Genomic DNA, 15,706 nt, shown 5'->3' on the forward strand with positions numbered 1-15,706 from the left:
TCTGCTTGGGTGTCGACTCAATGGCCGCCATCCGGTGGCGTATTGGGGGGAATGGTTTCTGTGCTGGGCCGGCATCGGGGCATGAACACGCCATACGACGGGCGACCTCACCGGCCCCTTCCGTCCGCCTGGATCCCGCACCGCCACTGAGCGTGCGGGCCAGGCGATCCCGGTCTCACACCCTTCACACCCCTTGATGCAGACCTGAGGAAGGTGCATGAGGTACTTCCGTCTGCTCGTTCTGGGCAACGGCATCTCGGCGTACGGCAGCTATCTGAACATGGTGGCGCTGAATGTCTTCGTCTACGACGCCACCGGCAGCGCGCTGGCGGCCGGCCTCTTCATGGCCGTACGCCTGGCGACCAGTGTCGTGTCGGGCTGGGTGAGCGGCCGGCTCGTCTCGGCCTACGACCGCAAGCGCCTGATGGTCGGCGCCGACCTGTGCCAGGCCGTGGCCCTGCTGTCGCTGCTGCTCGCCCCCGACGGGATACGCCCCGGACTGCTGTACGTCCTGGCCGTGGTCACGGGCGGCTGCTCCACGCTCTCCCAGGTGGCCCTGCGCAGCAGCATCCCCGAGATCGTCGGTGCGGAGCACCGGGTCCGGGCCAACGGGCTGCTCGTGACCGGGCGTTCGCTCGCCATGATCGCCGGCTTCGCCTCATCGGGCGTGGTCGTGGCGCAATTCGGCTACTCCGCGGCGTTCGCGCTGGACGCCGCGACCTTCCTGGTCTCCGCGACCATGCTGTTCCTGCTGCCCGTCCGCACCAGGTCGGCCACCGGCCCCGCGGGCGCCGGCTCCGCGAAGGACTCCGCCGCCGCGCGCTGGACGGCCCGGATGCTGCTGGGCACCGCACCGGTACTCATGGCGATGGTCGCCATCCGGGCGGTCGACGGGCTGGGCTCCTCGTCCCACAACGTCGCCCTCCCCATCTACTCCAGCAGTCTGGACCCCGACCATCCGGCCACGTTCATCAGCCAGTTCTGGGCCACCTGGGCCATCGGCAACATCGTCGCCCAGCAGGTGATCGGCCGGGTCACCAAGAAGTCCGGACAGACACCGGGGGAGCGGGCCTTCGCGCTCGGCGCCGTTGTGATGTCGGCCGGTTTCATCGTGGTCTTCAGCGGGCTGCCGACCGTGCCCGCCGTCATCGCGGCGCTCGTCGCCGGAGCCGCCGACGGGTTCACCGAGATCGTCTATGTGTCGAGGCTGCAGACCGCCCCCGACGAGCAGCGCGGCCGCCTCTTCGGGCTCACCGCCTCGGTGGAGAACTTCGGGTTCGGGCTCGGCATGCTCGTCAGCGGCGCCCTCCTGGAGGCCTTCTCGCCGCTGCAGGTGGTGGGCGCCTTCCACGGCCTCGCGATCGTCCTGTGCCTGATCCTGCTCGGCTGGCTTCTGCGCCGGGGCAGGAGAGCACCCGACCCGCCCGCGGAGGAAACGGCAGGCCGTGACCAGCCGACGGTGACGGAGGGACGCGGCTGATGAGCACCAGCGAGCCCGACCCGCGGATGGCCGTCGTCGGCATGGCCTTCCGGCTCCCCGGCGCCGACACGCCCGAGGACTTCTGGCGGATCATCCGGGACGGCACGGACTGCGTCACCCGCTTCACCGACGAGGAACTCGCCGCCGCCGGTGTGCCCGCCGAGGAGTACGAGGCGGAGGACTTCGTCGGCGCGTCCGGGCTCCTCGACGACATCGCCGGCTTCGACGCCCAGCACTTCGCGATGAGCCCCCGCGAGGCCCAGCTCACCGACCCGCAGCACCGCATGTTCCTGGAATGCGCCCAGCACGCCCTGGAGAACGCCGGCTACCCGGACGAACGGGAGGGCACCCGCGCCGGCGTCTGGGCCAGCACCGGCTACCACCTCTACACAATGCAGAACTACCTGCTCAACAACGTCCTGCCCAACGGGCCGGTGCCCGACTGGACCTCGGGTATGCAGGTCACGGTCGGCAACTACGCCGACTTCACCGCCACCCGGGTCGCCTACCGGCTGGGCCTGACCGGCCCCGCCGTCAACGTCCAGACGGGCTGCTCCAGTTCCCTGGTCGGCCTGCAGTCGGCCGCGCAGTCGCTGCTCATGGGGGACTGCGACATCGCCCTCGTCGGCGCCACCGCCGTCCACGTGCCGCAGGTCCTGGGCTACCGCTACGTCAAGGGCTCGATCCTGTCCCGATCCGGCCGTCTGCGGGCCTTCGACGCCGGCGCCGACGGCACCGTCGGAGGCACGGGCGTCCTGGCCGTCGTCCTGAAGCGGCTGGCGCGGGCGGAGGCCGACGGCGACACCATTCACGGCGTCGTCCGCGGCTGGGGCATCGGCAACGACGGCGCCGACAAGAAGGCCTTCACCGCCCCCAGCGCCCAGGGCCAGCGCGCGGCCATCCGCCAGGCCCTGCGACGCGCAGGCGTCGGCGCCGACACCATCGGCTACCTGGAGACCCACGGCACCGGCACGCTCAAGGGCGACCCCATCGAGTTCGACGGCGCGGCCGGCGCCTACCGCGAGGACACCGACCGCGACGGCTACTGCGCCCTGGGCTCGACCAAGGCCAACATCGGCCACCTCGACGCCGCCTCCGGACTGGCCGGCCTCGTCAAGGCCCTGCTGGTCCTGCGCCACGGTGTCATCCCGCCGATGGCGAACTTCAGCGAGCCCAACCCCCTCATCGACCTCGACCACAGCCCCTTCTACATCCCCCGGACCGCCCGGCCCTGGCCGAAGAGCGACGTCCCCCGCCGCGCGGGCCTCACCTCACTCGGCGTGGGCGGCACCAACGTCCATCTGATCCTGGAACAGGCCCCCGAGCCGGCGCCCCGGACCGGCGACACCGCGCCGCCTGATGTGCTGCTGGTCTCGGGGAGCAGCCGGGAGGCGCTCGCGGACAACGCCCGCGCCTTCCGGGACCGGTTACGCCGGCCGCCCGCACCGCACCCGGCCGACCTCGTCACCACCGCCGCCCTGGGCCGGGTCCACGGCCGTCACCGACTCGCGGTCCGGGGCTCCACCCCGGCAGCCCTCGCAGAGGCACTCGACTCCTGGCTGACCGGAACCGCCCCGGCGACGGTCACCACGGGGACGGCATCCGGGGAAGGCACCCCACGCGTGGCGTTCCAGTTCACCGGGCAGGGCAGCCAATATCCGGGCATGGCCGACGCGCTCTACGCGCGTTTCCCCGCCGTACGCCAGGTGCTCGACACCTGCGAGCAGCACTACCGCGGCCTCACCGGCGACTCCCTGCTCGACACACTGCGCACGGCGGACCCGGCGGACGTACCGGGGGAGGGGCCGCTCGGGGAGACGGACACCGCGCAGCCCGCGCTCTTCGCCCTGCAGTGCGCCCTCGTCCGGCTGTGGCGCGACGCCGGCGTCGAACCGTACGCCGTGACCGGGCACAGCGTCGGGGAGTACGCCGCGCTGTACACGGCCGGAGCCCTGTCCCTGGAGGACGGGCTGCGCCTCACCACCGAACGAGGCCGGCTGATGCGGCAGCGCTGCGCGCCGGGCGCGATGGTCGCGGCACCGATCGACCGGGCCGCCGCCCTCGCCCTGGCCGCCGAGGTCCCCGGACTGGAGCCGGCCGTGGCCAACGGAGAACGCCTCCAGGTGCTCGCCGGGCCCGTCGCCGCCGTCGACCGGGCCTGCGCGCTGCTGGACGAATGCGGCACACCGGGCCGGCGGCTGCCGGTGACCCGCGCCTTCCACACCGCCTTGATGGAACCGATGCTGGCCGAGTTCGAGAAGGTCCTCGGCGACGTGGACTTCCGTCCGGTGCGCATCCCCTTCGTGAGCGCCCTGGACGGTACGACCCGCCCGCCCGGCTGGATCCCCGACACGGACCACCTCATCCGCCATACCCGCGAACCCGTCCGCTACGACAAGGCGTTGCGCGGCATCGGCACCGAGTCGCCCGGCGTCCTGCTCGAGATAGGGCCGCACACCACCCTCAGCGGTCTGGCCCGCCGGGCCCTGCCCGACGTACCGGCGCTGCCGTCCCTGCGGCGCGGCACCGGACTCGGCGCCCTCTGGGGTGCGGCGGCGGGACTGCACTGCGCCGGAGCGAACCTCGGCTGGGACGTGCTCCTGGCGGGCAGCGGTGGCAGACGCGTGCCGCTGCCCGGATACCGATTCCAGCACAGGAACCACTGGATGGGGCACCGGTCGACGCCCCTGAGTACGAGATCAGCAGCGAGAAAGGGAACCGACGTGGTGCAGCAAGAGGCAGCGGTCGCACGGGTACTCCAGAGCATCGTCGAGGCGACCGCCCGGCACCTCGGAGCGGATCCGTCGGCGATCGTCGGCGACGCGAACTTCTTCGACCTCGGCGCCGACTCGCTGCAGATGATCAGTGTGCTGCGGGAGCTGGAGCAGGCGCATCACGTCAAGGTGACGATGAGACAGCTGCTGGAGGAGACGGGCACGCCGCGTCGGCTGGCGGAGTTCATCGTCGCCCAGATACCGGACACGACCGGGACAGCGCCGACCGGATCCCCGGCGCCGAGGGCCGAGCCGGCGCAGCCCGTCGCACCGGTACCCGCTCCGGAGCCCGTCGCACAGGCACCGACTCCGGAGCCCGCCCCCGCCGCTATGGCCTCCGCTCCCGAGTACGCGACCCGCGAGGAGCTGGAGGACCTCGCCCACAAGATCCAGCAGATGTCCCGGATACAGCTCCAGATGATGTCCCAGCTCTCCCAGCTGCTCGCCCTCCAGACCGCCTCGGTGACGGACCGGCTCAACGGCAAGGTGGCCAAGTGACCGGGCTGAACGGCATCTCCGCGGCGCTGGACCAGGACCTGGCCGCGATGACCGAACTGTCGCGGCGCATCGCCGAGCAGATGGGCGAAACCCCCGCGCCGGAAGCCCCGCAGCCGCCACGGACCCACGGGCCCCGAGTGACGGTCGCGAAATCCTCCGGCATGGTCCAGGACGTCTCGCCGCACACCCAGCAGGAGCACCTGACCGACCTCGTACGCCGCTACACCGCCAGAACGCCGACCTCGAAGCGGATCGCCCAGCGCTACCGCCGTGTCCTGGCCGACAGCCGTGCGGTCGTCGGCTTCCGCAGCGGCACGAAGGAGATGCTGTACCCCATCGCCGGCCGCCGGGCGAGCGGGGCACGGCTCGAGGACGTCGACGGCAACGAGTACGTCGACATCACCATGGGCTTCGGCGTCCTGCTCTTCGGCCACGAGCCCGACTTCGTCACCGAGGCCGTCCGCGAGCACCTGTCCCGGGGCATCCAACTCGGCCCCCGCACCATCGAGACCGGCGAGGCGGCGGAACTCCTCGCCGACCTCACCGGGCTGGAGCGGGTCGCCTTCGCCAACTCCGGTACGGAGGCGAACTCGGCGGCCATCCGCCTCGCCCGCGCAGCCACCGGCCGCGACAAGATCGTCTCGTTCCTGGGCGCCTACCACGGCCACGCCGACAACGTCCTGGGCCGGTCCTCGCACAGCGGCACCGACCAGATCACCGTGCCCGTCTCCCGGGGCATCCCGCAGGCCGCCGTCTCCGATCTGCTGGTCCTCGACTACGGCAGCGACGCCGCCCTGGAGACGATCGCCCGGAACGCCGGCGACATCGCCGCGGTCGTCGTGGAGCCGGTGCAGAGCCGACACCCCGAGCTCCAGCCGGCCGAGTTCGTGCGCAGGCTGAGGGAGCTGACCCGCCGCCACGGCATCGTGCTGCTCTTCGACGAGATGCTGACCGGCTTCCGCCCCGCCCCTCGCGGCGCGCAGGAGCTGTACGGCGTGACCCCGGACCTCGCCACCTACGGCAAGCTCCTCGGCGGCGGCTTCCCCATCGGCGCCATCGCAGGCCGCGCCGACATCATGGACGGCGTCGACGGCGGCCACTGGTCCTACGGCGACGACAGCTACCCGCCCGCCGACACCACCTTCTTCGGCGGTACGTACATCCAGCACCCGGTGTCGATGGTCGCCGCCCGCGCCGTACTGACCCACCTCAAGGAGCACAGCCCGCACCTCCAGGAGCGCCTCAACGCGCGGACCGCCGAACTGGCCGCGACGCTGAACGGCTTCTTCGAGGCCGAGGAGTACCCGCTGCGGATGAGCCACTTCGGCTCCCAGTTCCGCTTCGAGCACCGCGCCGACATGGAGCTGCTCTACCACCACCTGATGCTGCGCGGCGTGCACGTGTGGGAGTGGCGCAACTTCTTCCTGTCCACCGCCCACTCGGACGGCGACATCGAGTTCATCGCCGACGCCGTACGGGACTCGTTGCGCGAACTGCGGTCGGCGGGCTTCTTCCCGGGGACGCGGCCCGTGGCGCCGAAGACGGCACCGCCGACGGCAGCACCGCCCAAGGCAGAACCGCCTAGACCGGCACCGGCCACTCCCGCACCCACAGCCGCCCCTGTGGCCTCCATGGCCTGGAACACCGCGGCGGTCACCGCGCCTCGCACGGAACCCGCGCGGGAAGCCGCACCCCGCACGGCTCCCACGCGGGAAGCCGTCCCGCGCACACCCGACTTCAGCGTCTACTTCTTCGGCGACTACCCACAGGACACGTCGGCGCCTCGCCAGGGCCAGTACGAACTCCTCATGGACGTCGCCCGGTTCGCCGACCGGCACGGCTTTCACTCGCTGTGGATGCCCGAACGGCACTTCCACTCCTTCGGCGGCCTCTTCCCCAACCCGGCCGTGCTCGCCGCCGCGCTGTCCCGCGAGACCGAACGCATCCGGCTCAACGCCGGCTCGGTCGTCCTACCCCTCCACGACCCCATCCGGGTCGCCGAGGAGTGGTCGATGGTCGACAACCTCTCCGGAGGGCGCGTCGGCATCGGTGTCGCCAGCGGCTGGAGCGCCAACGACTTCGTCTTCTTCCCCGACCGATTCGGCCGGCACAAGGAGCTGATGTACGAACAGCTGCAAGAGGTACGGAAGTTCTGGCGCGGCGACGCCCTGCAGCGGACCAGCGGGGACGGCCAGGCCGAGGTGCGGCTCTTCCCCCGGCCGGTGCAGGACGCCCCGCCCATGTACACCGCGGTGGTCGGCAACCCCGCCTCGTACGAACTCGCCGCCCGCCACGACCTGGGCATCGTCACCAACCTGATGACCCAGACCGTCGAACAGCTCCGGGACAACATCGCCCTCTACCGGCGCACCCGGGCCTCGCACGGCCTGGACCCGGACGCCGGGCGCGTGGCCGTCCTGCTGCACACCTACCTCGCCGACGACCACGACACCGCGCGGACCGAGGCGTACGAACCGCTGTCCCGCTATATGCGCGCGTCCCTGTCCGTGTTCAGCGGTGTCACCAACAGCCTCGGGCACAGCATCGACCTGGCCCAGCTGAGCGAGGACGACCTGGACGCCGTGTTCCGCCGTGCCTACGGCCGCTACTGCGACCAGCGCGCCCTGATCGGCACGGCGGACAGCGTGCGGCCGGTGGTGGACGCGGTGACCGCGGCCGGCGCCGATGAGATCGTCGCCCTCGTCGACTTCGGCGTCGCGGAGGACGCGCTGCGCGGGGGTCTGCCGCACCTGGACGACCTGCGTCGCCGCTACCGGGAACCGGTTCCCTCCGCCCCCTGCGGCGCCCCGTTGTCGCCCGGGCAGGAACGGATCTGGTTCCTGGAGCGGCTGCTTCCGGGGCGTACCGCCTACAACGAGGTCAAGGCGATCCGTCTCGACGGCCCACTCGACGTAACGGCCCTGCAGGCGGCACTGCGCGGACTCGTCGACCGTCACCAGGGGCTGCGTACCTTCTTCCTCGAAACCGATGGGGAGCCCCAGCAGTTCGTGCGGGCGTCCGCCGAGCCCGACTTCGAGATCGTGGACGGCGCGCTCCAGGACGTCCTCGCGGCCGAGAGCGCGCGCCGCTTCGACCTGGCGGACGGCCCGCTGTTCGTCACCCGGCTGGTCAGGCTCGCCGAGACGGAACACGTCCTCGTGCTCTCTCTGCACCACATCGTGGTCGACGCCGCTTCCGCCACCGTCCTCGCCCGCGACCTGTCCGCCCTCTACCGGGCCGCAGGCGAGGGCACCACACCCGACCTCCCGGGCCTCACCTGGAGCTACGCCGACCACGCCCGGGAACTGGCGGCGGCCGCGAACAGCCCCGAGGCCGAGGAGGACCTGGCCCACTGGCGCCGCACCCTCGGCGGCGAGCTTCCCGTCCTCGCCCTGCCGACCGACCGGCCGCGCCCCGCGACGATGACCTCCAACGGCCGGGCGGTCTTCCACACCCTCGACCCGGAACTCTCCCGCCGTCTGCGCGAGTTGAGCCGCACCCGCCGCAGCACCCTGTTCATGACCCTGCTCGCCGGATACGCGACGATGCTGCACCGGATCACCGGACAGACGGACATCGTGGTCGGCACCCCGATCTCGGACCGTCCCGAGCGGGCCGAGCACCTGCTCGGCTTCTTCGTGAACACCCTCGCGCTCCGCCTCGACCTGTCCGGAGACCCCGCGTTCTCCGCGCTGCTGGAGCGTGTGCGCACGGTCGCCCTCGACGCGTACGACCACGCGCGGGTGCCCTTCGAGACGGTGGTGCGCGAGCTCGCCCCGGCCAGGGCGGTCGACCGGACCCCGGTGTTCCAGGCCTTCGCGGAGTTCCAGCGCGCCGAACCGTTCCGCTTCGACCTGCCCGGCATCGAGGCCACCCCCCTGGACGCCGGCCCGGACAAGTCCCTCACGGACCTCACCGTCTACTTCACCGACCAGCCGCACGGCATCCGTTGCCATCTGGAGTACAACACCGACCTGTTCGACCAGCGCACCGTCGACCGGTTCTTCGCCACCTTCCAGGACCTGCTGACGGCCGCGGTCGACACCCCCGAGGCACCTCTGTCCCAGCTCGCCGCCACTGCCGTCGGCACGGCGGCCGAAGGCGACCCCGTACCACGGTCCTGGCAGCACGGCCCGTCCCGCCCGTCGGGGGACACCACCGTCCACGCCCTCTTCGCCCGGCAGGCGGCCGCCCAGCCGAACAACACGGCGGTGGTCAGCGGAACCTCCCGACTGACCTACCGCGAACTGGACGACCGCGCCGAGCAGCTGGCCTCCGCCCTGCGAGCGCGGCACACGACGGGCGCCGACGAGGCGGGGACGGTGGCCCTGTGGCTGCCGCGCTCCGCCGACCTCGTCGTCGCCATGCTCGCCGTGCTGAAGACGGGCCGCGCCTACGTCCCGCTCGACCCCTCCCTCGGCCGGGCGCGCGCCGAACAGGTCATCGCCGAGTGCGGGGCCCGGACGCTGGTCTCCACGAGCGAGGAGGCGGCGGCCCTGAAGCTGCCCGGGCACGTGACCGTCGTACCGCCGGACGCCACCGCGTCAGCCCCGCAAGACGGCCAGTCGACCCCCGGCGACCGGTCCCCGTGCTGCGTCCTCTACACCTCGGGCAGCACCGGCACGCCCAAGGGCGTCGTGGTGGCACACCGAGGCGTCGTCGACCTCTGCGAGTGGCAGCACCGCCGCTTCGCCTTCACCCAGGCCGACCGCGGTGCCGTCGTGTGCAGCCAGAGCTTCGACGCCTCGCTCCTGGAGATCTGGCCGGCGCTGACCGCGGGAGCGTCGATCGTCATCGCCGACGAGGAACTGCGCAGGGATCCGCGGTCCCTGGCCCGGTGGTACGCCGAGCAGGGCATCACCTTCTCGATCCTGCCCACCGCCCTCGGCGAACAAGTGCTCCGTCTGCCCCCGGCCGACCAGCCGCCTCTGCGTCACCTGCTGCTCGGCGGCGATGTGCTGCGCACCAGGCCGCGGCCCGAGGCGCCGTACGAGACCGTGAACGTGTACGGGCCCACCGAGGTCACCGTGCTGTGCACCACGCACACCGTGCCCGCACAGGGCGAGGACCCCGACGCCGCGATCGCGCTCGGGCGCCCGGTCGACAACGTGACGCTGAGCGTGCTCGACGCGTCCGGCGCCCCGGTGCCCGTCGGCACGGCGGGGGAGTTGTACGTCGGCGGCCCCGGTGTGGCCCTCGGCTATCTGCACCGCGCCGAACTCACGGGGGAGCGCTTCCTGCCGGACCCCCACGGCGGCCCGGACGCCCGCCGGTACCGCACCGGCGACCTGGTTCGCTGGAGGGGCGACGGGACGCTGGAGTTCTGCGGCCGGGCCGACGACCAGGTGAAGATCCGCGGCTTCCGGGTCGAGCCGGAAGAGGTCTCCCGTGTGCTCAACGCCCTGGACGGCGTGCGCGAGGCGGCTGTCCTGGCCCGCCGCAACGACCGCGGTGAGGCCTACCTGGCGGCCTACGCCGTCCCCGCCGACCCGGTCGGCACGGCGGCCGACGACCGGCAGGCGTTCGCCGACCTCGTGGCCGAGGAACTGGCGGCCCGGCTGCCGGAGTACCTGGTACCGCGTGCCTGGCGGGTCCTGCCGGCCCTTCCCCTGACGGGCAACGGCAAGCTGGACCGAACCGCGCTGCCGGCGCCCGACCTCGTCACCACGCCCCCGAGTTCCAGGCCGGGCACCACCGTCGGCGATGCCCCGGAGGCCGGTCACCGCACGGACGTCGAGCGGCGCGTACGGCGGCTGTGGGCGGACGAGTTCGGCATCGACGCGGACGCCATCGCGGCCGACACCTCCTTCTTCGACCTGGGCGGCCACTCGATCACCGCGATGCGACTGGTCAACCAGGTCCGTGAGGAGTTCGGCACCGACTACCCGATGCTGAGCTTCTACCAGGAGCCGACGCTGCGGGCCATGACAACCCAACTGGCCCTGACAGCGGGCGAGATGCCGCCGGTATCGGAATCCGAACCCGACGAAGGGCCTGGCTCGGTGATACGCCGGGCACCCGCCACCGCTCAGCAGTCCCGTTTCGCCAAGGTGCACGCCGAACACCTCCTGCCCCAGGTCTTCAACGTCGCCCTGCGGATCACCCTCTCCGGAGACCTGGACGTGGCGGCCCTGCGCACCGCCCTGACCGGCCTCGTCGAGCGCCATGAGGGACTGCGGACCCGTCTGGCCCCCAGCGGGGACGGCTGGGAGCAGCAGGTGCTCCGGCCCGGCGTCGTGGAACTGCCGGTCGAGGACCTCACCGCACGGCCCGCCGGGGAGCGGCAGACAGCCCTGGACACGGCCGCCACGGAGGCCACCGAGACACCGATCGACCCCGCCCACGACACGCCGATGGCCGTGCGCCTCCTGCGCACCGGCGAGAGCACCTGGGTCCTGCTCCTCGTCCTGCACCACTCCGCCTGCGACGGATGGTCCGTCAGCCTGCTGCTGAAGGAACTGGCCGCGCTCTACGGCGCCGCCGTGCGGGGCGAACCCCACACCCTGCCTCCCGTGGAATGCCAGCCGGCGGAGTACGCCCACTGGCAGCAGGGCCAGACGGACAAGGCCGCCGATGAACGCAAGCTGCGGTTCTGGCTGCGCGAACTCGACGGAGTGCCGTTCAACGTCGACCTGCCCCTGGACCGGCCCCGGCCCGAGAAGGCGAGCGGCCGGGGCGGCGCCGTGATGTTCACCGTGCCGGCCGAGGTGCGGACCGCCGTGGAGCGGTTGGCGCGGCAGCGGGGCACGACGCCCTTCGTGGTCACGGCGGCGGCCCTGGGCCGGCTGCTCGCGCGGAAGTCCGGGCAGAGCGACGTCGTGTTCAACATCTCCTACGCCAACCGGGAACGCCGCGCGTTCGAATCCCTGCTGGCCTGCACGATCACCGGCTTCGCGCTGCCTGTGCGCGACGGAGCCACCGGTTCCTTCGCCGGCCTGACGGACCGCATCGCCCGCACGGCGGTGGAGTGCATGGACCGGGCCATGCCGGTCCGCCTGATCGCCCCCGCGTTGCAGGAGCGTACGGGCGTGGCCGTGCCGGACCGGCTGGACGTCGGCTTCGCCTACCAGAGCTCCCTGGACGCCGAGATCGAACTGCCCGGGCTGACCACGGCGATCGAGGATCTCGCGCCCGCGGCGTCCCGCACGGAACTCACCTTCGGCCTCGTCCCGGCCGGGGACCGGCTCCAGGGATTCGTCGAGTACTCGGCAGACCTCTGGGACCGCACCACGATCGAGGGCTGGACCCGTGACTACGTCGCCCTCCTGCGCGACGAGACCGGCACAGCGCTCGGGGACTGACCCCGGTCCGTGTCGCCGCCTCCCCCGGGGCGGCGACACGGACCACCCCGTCGACCCCGACCACAGGGGAGCAGACCATTCGGCCCGACTCATTGACAGGTCCGTACCAACACGCCACGCTCTGAGAGCGCTCTCAAAGCTTCCCGCATCGGCCCCCTGTCGAACGGAGAAAGAGCATGTTACGGACCCTCAGGCGCCGGGCCACGGCCGTCGGACTGTCCCTCGCGACGGTCCTCTGCGGCTCACTGCTCGCAACCGGAGCCGCCGAGCCGGCCCACGCCGCCGTCCCGGCGACGATCCCGCTGAAGATCACCAACAACTCGGCCCGCGGCGAGCAGGTGTACATCTACAACCTCGGTACGGAACTGTCGACCGGACGGCAGGGCTGGGCCGACGCGGGCGGCACCTTCCACCCCTGGCCGGCGGGCGGAAACCCGCCGACCCCCGCCCCCGACGCATCGATCCCGGGCCCGGCCGCGGGCCAGTCGAAGACGATCCGCATGCCGAAGTTCTCCGGCCGCGTGTACTTCTCCTACGGCCAGAAACTCGTGTTCAAGCTGACCACCGGAGGCCTGGTCCAGCCCGCCGTGCAGAACCCGGCCGACCCCAACCGGAACATCCTGTTCAACTGGTCGGAGTACACACTCAACGACTCGGGCCTGTGGATCAACAGCACACAGGTCGACATGTTCTCTGCGCCCTACGCGGTAGGAGTGCAGCGAGCCGACGGATCCACCGCGAGCACCGGCCGGCTCAAGCCCGGCGGATACAACGGCTTCTTCAACGCCCTCAGGGGGCAGCCCGGAGGCTGGGCCAACCTGATCCAGACCCGGTCCGACGGCGCCGTGCTGCGCGCCCTGTCCCCGTTGTACGGACTGGAGACCGGCGCACTGCCCGCCACCGTCATGGACGACTACATCAACCGCGTCTGGCAGAAGTACTCCACCTCGACCCTGACGGTCACGCCGTTCGCCGACCAGCCCGGCACCAAGTACTACGGCCGGGTCTCCGGCGGCGTCATGAACTTCACCAACAGCGCCGGCGCCACTGTCACCCGCTTCGAGAAGCCGGACGCTTCCTCGATCTTCGGCTGTCACAGGAAACTGGACGCGCCGAACGACCTGGTCCGAGGCCCGATCTCACGCACCCTGTGCGCCGGCTTCAACCGCTCCACGCTGCTGGTCAACCCCAACCAGCCGGACTCCGGCGCCGACGCCTTCTACAAGGACAACGTCACCAACCACTACGCGCGCAAGATCCACGCGCAGACGGTCGACGGCAAGGCCTACGCCTTCGCCTTCGACGACGTGGGCCATCATGAATCACTCGTACACGACGGCAGCCCGCGCCAGGCCTATCTCACCCTCGACCCGTTCAACTGACAGGAAAGTTGACGGTTCAGCAGTTCTGAAAATCAAATACAACTTTACTGTTCCTTGGTGTAGATGAACTTCGGTTTACGTGAGCCTCATTGACACCACGCGGTGACTGCAGGCCCTCCCGTAACAGGAGGGTCTGGTCACTGTCCCCCATGCGATGGTGAGAGGCACCAACGAAATGACGATGAATCGCACCCTGCGGTACGGCGGCCGCACAATGGCGTTGACGGCGACGGCCCTCGGGGTGATCGCGACGGCGGCCGTGCCCGCCACAGCAGAGGAACAGCCCACCGCGGAACAGATCATGGCCGACTGCGCTTCCGGAGAGGGCAAGTGCTCCTTCAACTCCCCGGAGCTGGGCAAGGCGTACCTCGGTGAGCCGCGTCAGGTATCCGAACTGCTCTTCAACTGCACCGAATCGCCCGCCGCCCAGTCGATGTCCTGGGCCGACACCGTCGGTTCCTCCCACTCGGTGGGAGGCTCGGTCACCGTCGGCGGAGGCATCGAAGGCATCATCACGGCCAGTGTCACCGCGACGTACAACTACACATGGCAGAGCTCGCACACGGAGACGAGTTCCTTCACCGTGAACGTGAAGCCGGGAGAAGTGGGCTGGATCTCCCGCGCCCAGGTGATGCAGCGGATATCCGGCACATGGCAGACCCACTACGACGACCCCAAGTGGGGCCACTACTACTGGTTCGTCCCCGACGAGGTCACCGGCCCGGCCCCGAACGGCACGGACGGCAAGCACAGCGCGGTCGTGGTCAAGTCCCGCAAGATGACAGCCGACGAAAAGAAGCTGTGCTCCACGGGCAACACTCAGGACAAGGTCTTCACCAGGTCATGAGTGTGTTCGGTGGGGTCGACGACCTCGAGCTCTTTCTCTCGCGCTGCCGCGCCATGACCGTCGCTTTCGTGCCGGCCTGTTTCGCCGTCACGGCCTTCTTCATCGCGGAAGAGGGCTGGCACTTCGGCCTGCTCCTGAGCTGCGTTCTGCCGCCGATCGCCGCCTGTCTGGGGATCCGGGGCAAGCGGGAGATCCGTCCGGGCATGGCGGCCGCAGGGCTCGCTCTCGCGCTCGCCACGCTGCCGTTGACCTTCGTCGTGGCGTCACTCGAGAGCTCGTGACCCCACCGGACTGCCGTACGGTGCGCCGGTCCCGTGAAGTACCGGTGAAAACCCTGTGGAAGCGGTGTCGGTGGGGCCGTCTATGCTGCTCCGGACGATCACGCGGGACAGGGGAGGACGCGGCATGTTCGGCAAGCTGTTCGGGAGGGGTGCGGAGAGACCGGCGGCGGATCCGCACGCCCTTCCCGTCCCGCGCAGACAGAAGAACGGCACATACACACTGCGCGCGCTCGGGGACGCGCGGGTGCTCGCGCTGGTGGAGGCGGCCGACACCGGTGACTGGGAGGCGGTCAAGGCGGCGCTGGCCCCCTTCGACCTCGGCCGCGAGCAGGCGGTCCTGGGGGAGCTGACCGATGTGGACGGTGTGGAGGAGTGGATCGTCCGGGCCGCCGAGGAGGACAAGGACGACAAGGAGCTCCGGGCGACCGCACTGCTGATATCGGGTGCGCGCCATGTCGCCTGGGGCTGGGAGGCACGCACGTCCGCCCGTGCCGTGGACGTCAGCCGCGAGCAGTGGCAGACCTTCAACGAGCGGCTGCGCATCGCCGAGGAGCACCTGCTCGAGTCCGCCGAGCTCCGGCCCGACTGGGTCACGCCGTGGCGTCATCTGCTCACCTCGGGACGCGGCATGTCCGTCGACGACAGCGTCCAGGACGCCCGGCTCGCGGCGGGTCTGCGCCGTGATCCGCTGAACCTGGACATCCATCTGGAGTGGGTGTCGCACCTCCAGCCGCGCTGGGGCGGAGAGCCGGGCCAGGCCCTGGAGTTCGCCCGGAAGGCCGTCGCCGCCGCGCCCGACGGACACCGGCTCGGCTGCGTCGTCGCCATGGCGCATATCGAGGACTGGGTGGAGTCCGACGACCGCGACTGCCTCCAGCAGCCGCAGATCCGCACCGAGCTGAGAGAGGCCGCGGAGCGCAGCATCCTGCACCACGCGTACGAGCGCCGTCTGGGCTGGCAGGGCGACTACAACATCTTCGCCATGGCCCTCTCGCTGGCGGGCAGCAGCACGGCCTCCAACGTCTTCCGCGAGCTGGACGGTGTGATCACCGAGTGGCCGTGGACCTTCATGGCGGACCCGGAGAAAGCGTACGCGCGCTTCCGCAAGGCCTTCTGAGCCACCGGCCACACCGTCCCACCCGT

At 71.1% G+C, this 15,706-nt stretch carries 7 protein-coding genes; all 7 read left to right on the forward strand.

What is annotated here, in order from left to right:
• The first annotated feature begins 217 nt into the window (after positions 1-217).
• The 7 genes from ACFT32_RS14155 to ACFT32_RS14185 all read left to right on the forward strand — a co-directional run bounded on the left by ACFT32_RS14155 (position 218) and on the right by ACFT32_RS14185 (position 15,680).
• Positions 218-1,480: an MFS transporter gene (locus ACFT32_RS14155; RefSeq protein ID WP_382488752.1), complete on the forward strand. Its 1,263-nt coding sequence runs from the start codon at positions 218-220 to the stop codon at positions 1,478-1,480.
• Entirely contained in the window at positions 1,480-4,752 is a 3,273-nt protein-coding gene (locus ACFT32_RS14160) for a type I polyketide synthase (RefSeq protein WP_382488754.1), read from the forward strand. The genes ACFT32_RS14155 and ACFT32_RS14160 overlap by 1 nt, the downstream gene beginning before the upstream one ends.
• Before the next feature lie 47 nt (positions 4,753-4,799).
• On the forward strand, positions 4,800-12,053 hold the full coding sequence (locus tag ACFT32_RS14165) for a MupA/Atu3671 family FMN-dependent luciferase-like monooxygenase (RefSeq protein ID WP_382488917.1): 7,254 nt from the start codon (positions 4,800-4,802) through the stop codon (positions 12,051-12,053).
• Between the two features lie 176 nt (positions 12,054-12,229).
• A complete protein-coding gene (locus ACFT32_RS14170; protein ID WP_382488756.1) occupies positions 12,230-13,435 on the forward strand; it encodes a glycoside hydrolase family 64 protein in 1,206 nt (401 codons plus the stop codon).
• Positions 13,436-13,616: 181 nt separating this feature from the next.
• On the forward strand, positions 13,617-14,282 hold the full coding sequence (locus ACFT32_RS14175; RefSeq protein ID WP_382488758.1) for a hypothetical protein: 666 nt from the start codon (positions 13,617-13,619) through the stop codon (positions 14,280-14,282).
• Complete coding sequence (locus tag ACFT32_RS14180; protein WP_382488760.1) at positions 14,279-14,563, forward strand: hypothetical protein; 285 nt, start codon at positions 14,279-14,281, stop codon at positions 14,561-14,563. The genes ACFT32_RS14175 and ACFT32_RS14180 overlap by 4 nt, the downstream gene beginning before the upstream one ends.
• Before the next feature lie 124 nt (positions 14,564-14,687).
• Positions 14,688-15,680: a hypothetical protein gene (locus ACFT32_RS14185; protein ID WP_382488762.1), complete on the forward strand. Its 993-nt coding sequence runs from the start codon at positions 14,688-14,690 to the stop codon at positions 15,678-15,680.
• Positions 15,681-15,706: the final 26 nt, after the last annotated feature.

The organism is Streptomyces sp. NPDC057002, assembly GCF_042673825.1.
Taxonomy (GTDB): Bacteria; Actinomycetota; Actinomycetes; order Streptomycetales; family Streptomycetaceae; genus Streptomyces.

What these genes read in the sequence shown, in the direction of transcription:
- ACFT32_RS14165 (WP_382488917.1), top strand. Translation starts at nt 4,800, where the DNA reads ATGACCGAACTGTCGCGGCGCATCGCCGAGCAGATGGGCGAAACCCCC.
- ACFT32_RS14185 (WP_382488762.1), top strand. Translation starts at nt 14,688, where the DNA reads ATGTTCGGCAAGCTGTTCGGGAGGGGTGCGGAGAGACCGGCGGCGGAT.
- ACFT32_RS14175 (WP_382488758.1), top strand. Translation starts at nt 13,617, where the DNA reads ATGAATCGCACCCTGCGGTACGGCGGCCGCACAATGGCGTTGACGGCG.
- ACFT32_RS14170 (WP_382488756.1), top strand. Translation starts at nt 12,230, where the DNA reads ATGTTACGGACCCTCAGGCGCCGGGCCACGGCCGTCGGACTGTCCCTC.
- ACFT32_RS14180 (WP_382488760.1), top strand. Translation starts at nt 14,279, where the DNA reads ATGAGTGTGTTCGGTGGGGTCGACGACCTCGAGCTCTTTCTCTCGCGC.
- ACFT32_RS14155 (WP_382488752.1), top strand. Translation starts at nt 218, where the DNA reads ATGAGGTACTTCCGTCTGCTCGTTCTGGGCAACGGCATCTCGGCGTAC.
- ACFT32_RS14160 (WP_382488754.1), top strand. Translation starts at nt 1,480, where the DNA reads ATGAGCACCAGCGAGCCCGACCCGCGGATGGCCGTCGTCGGCATGGCC.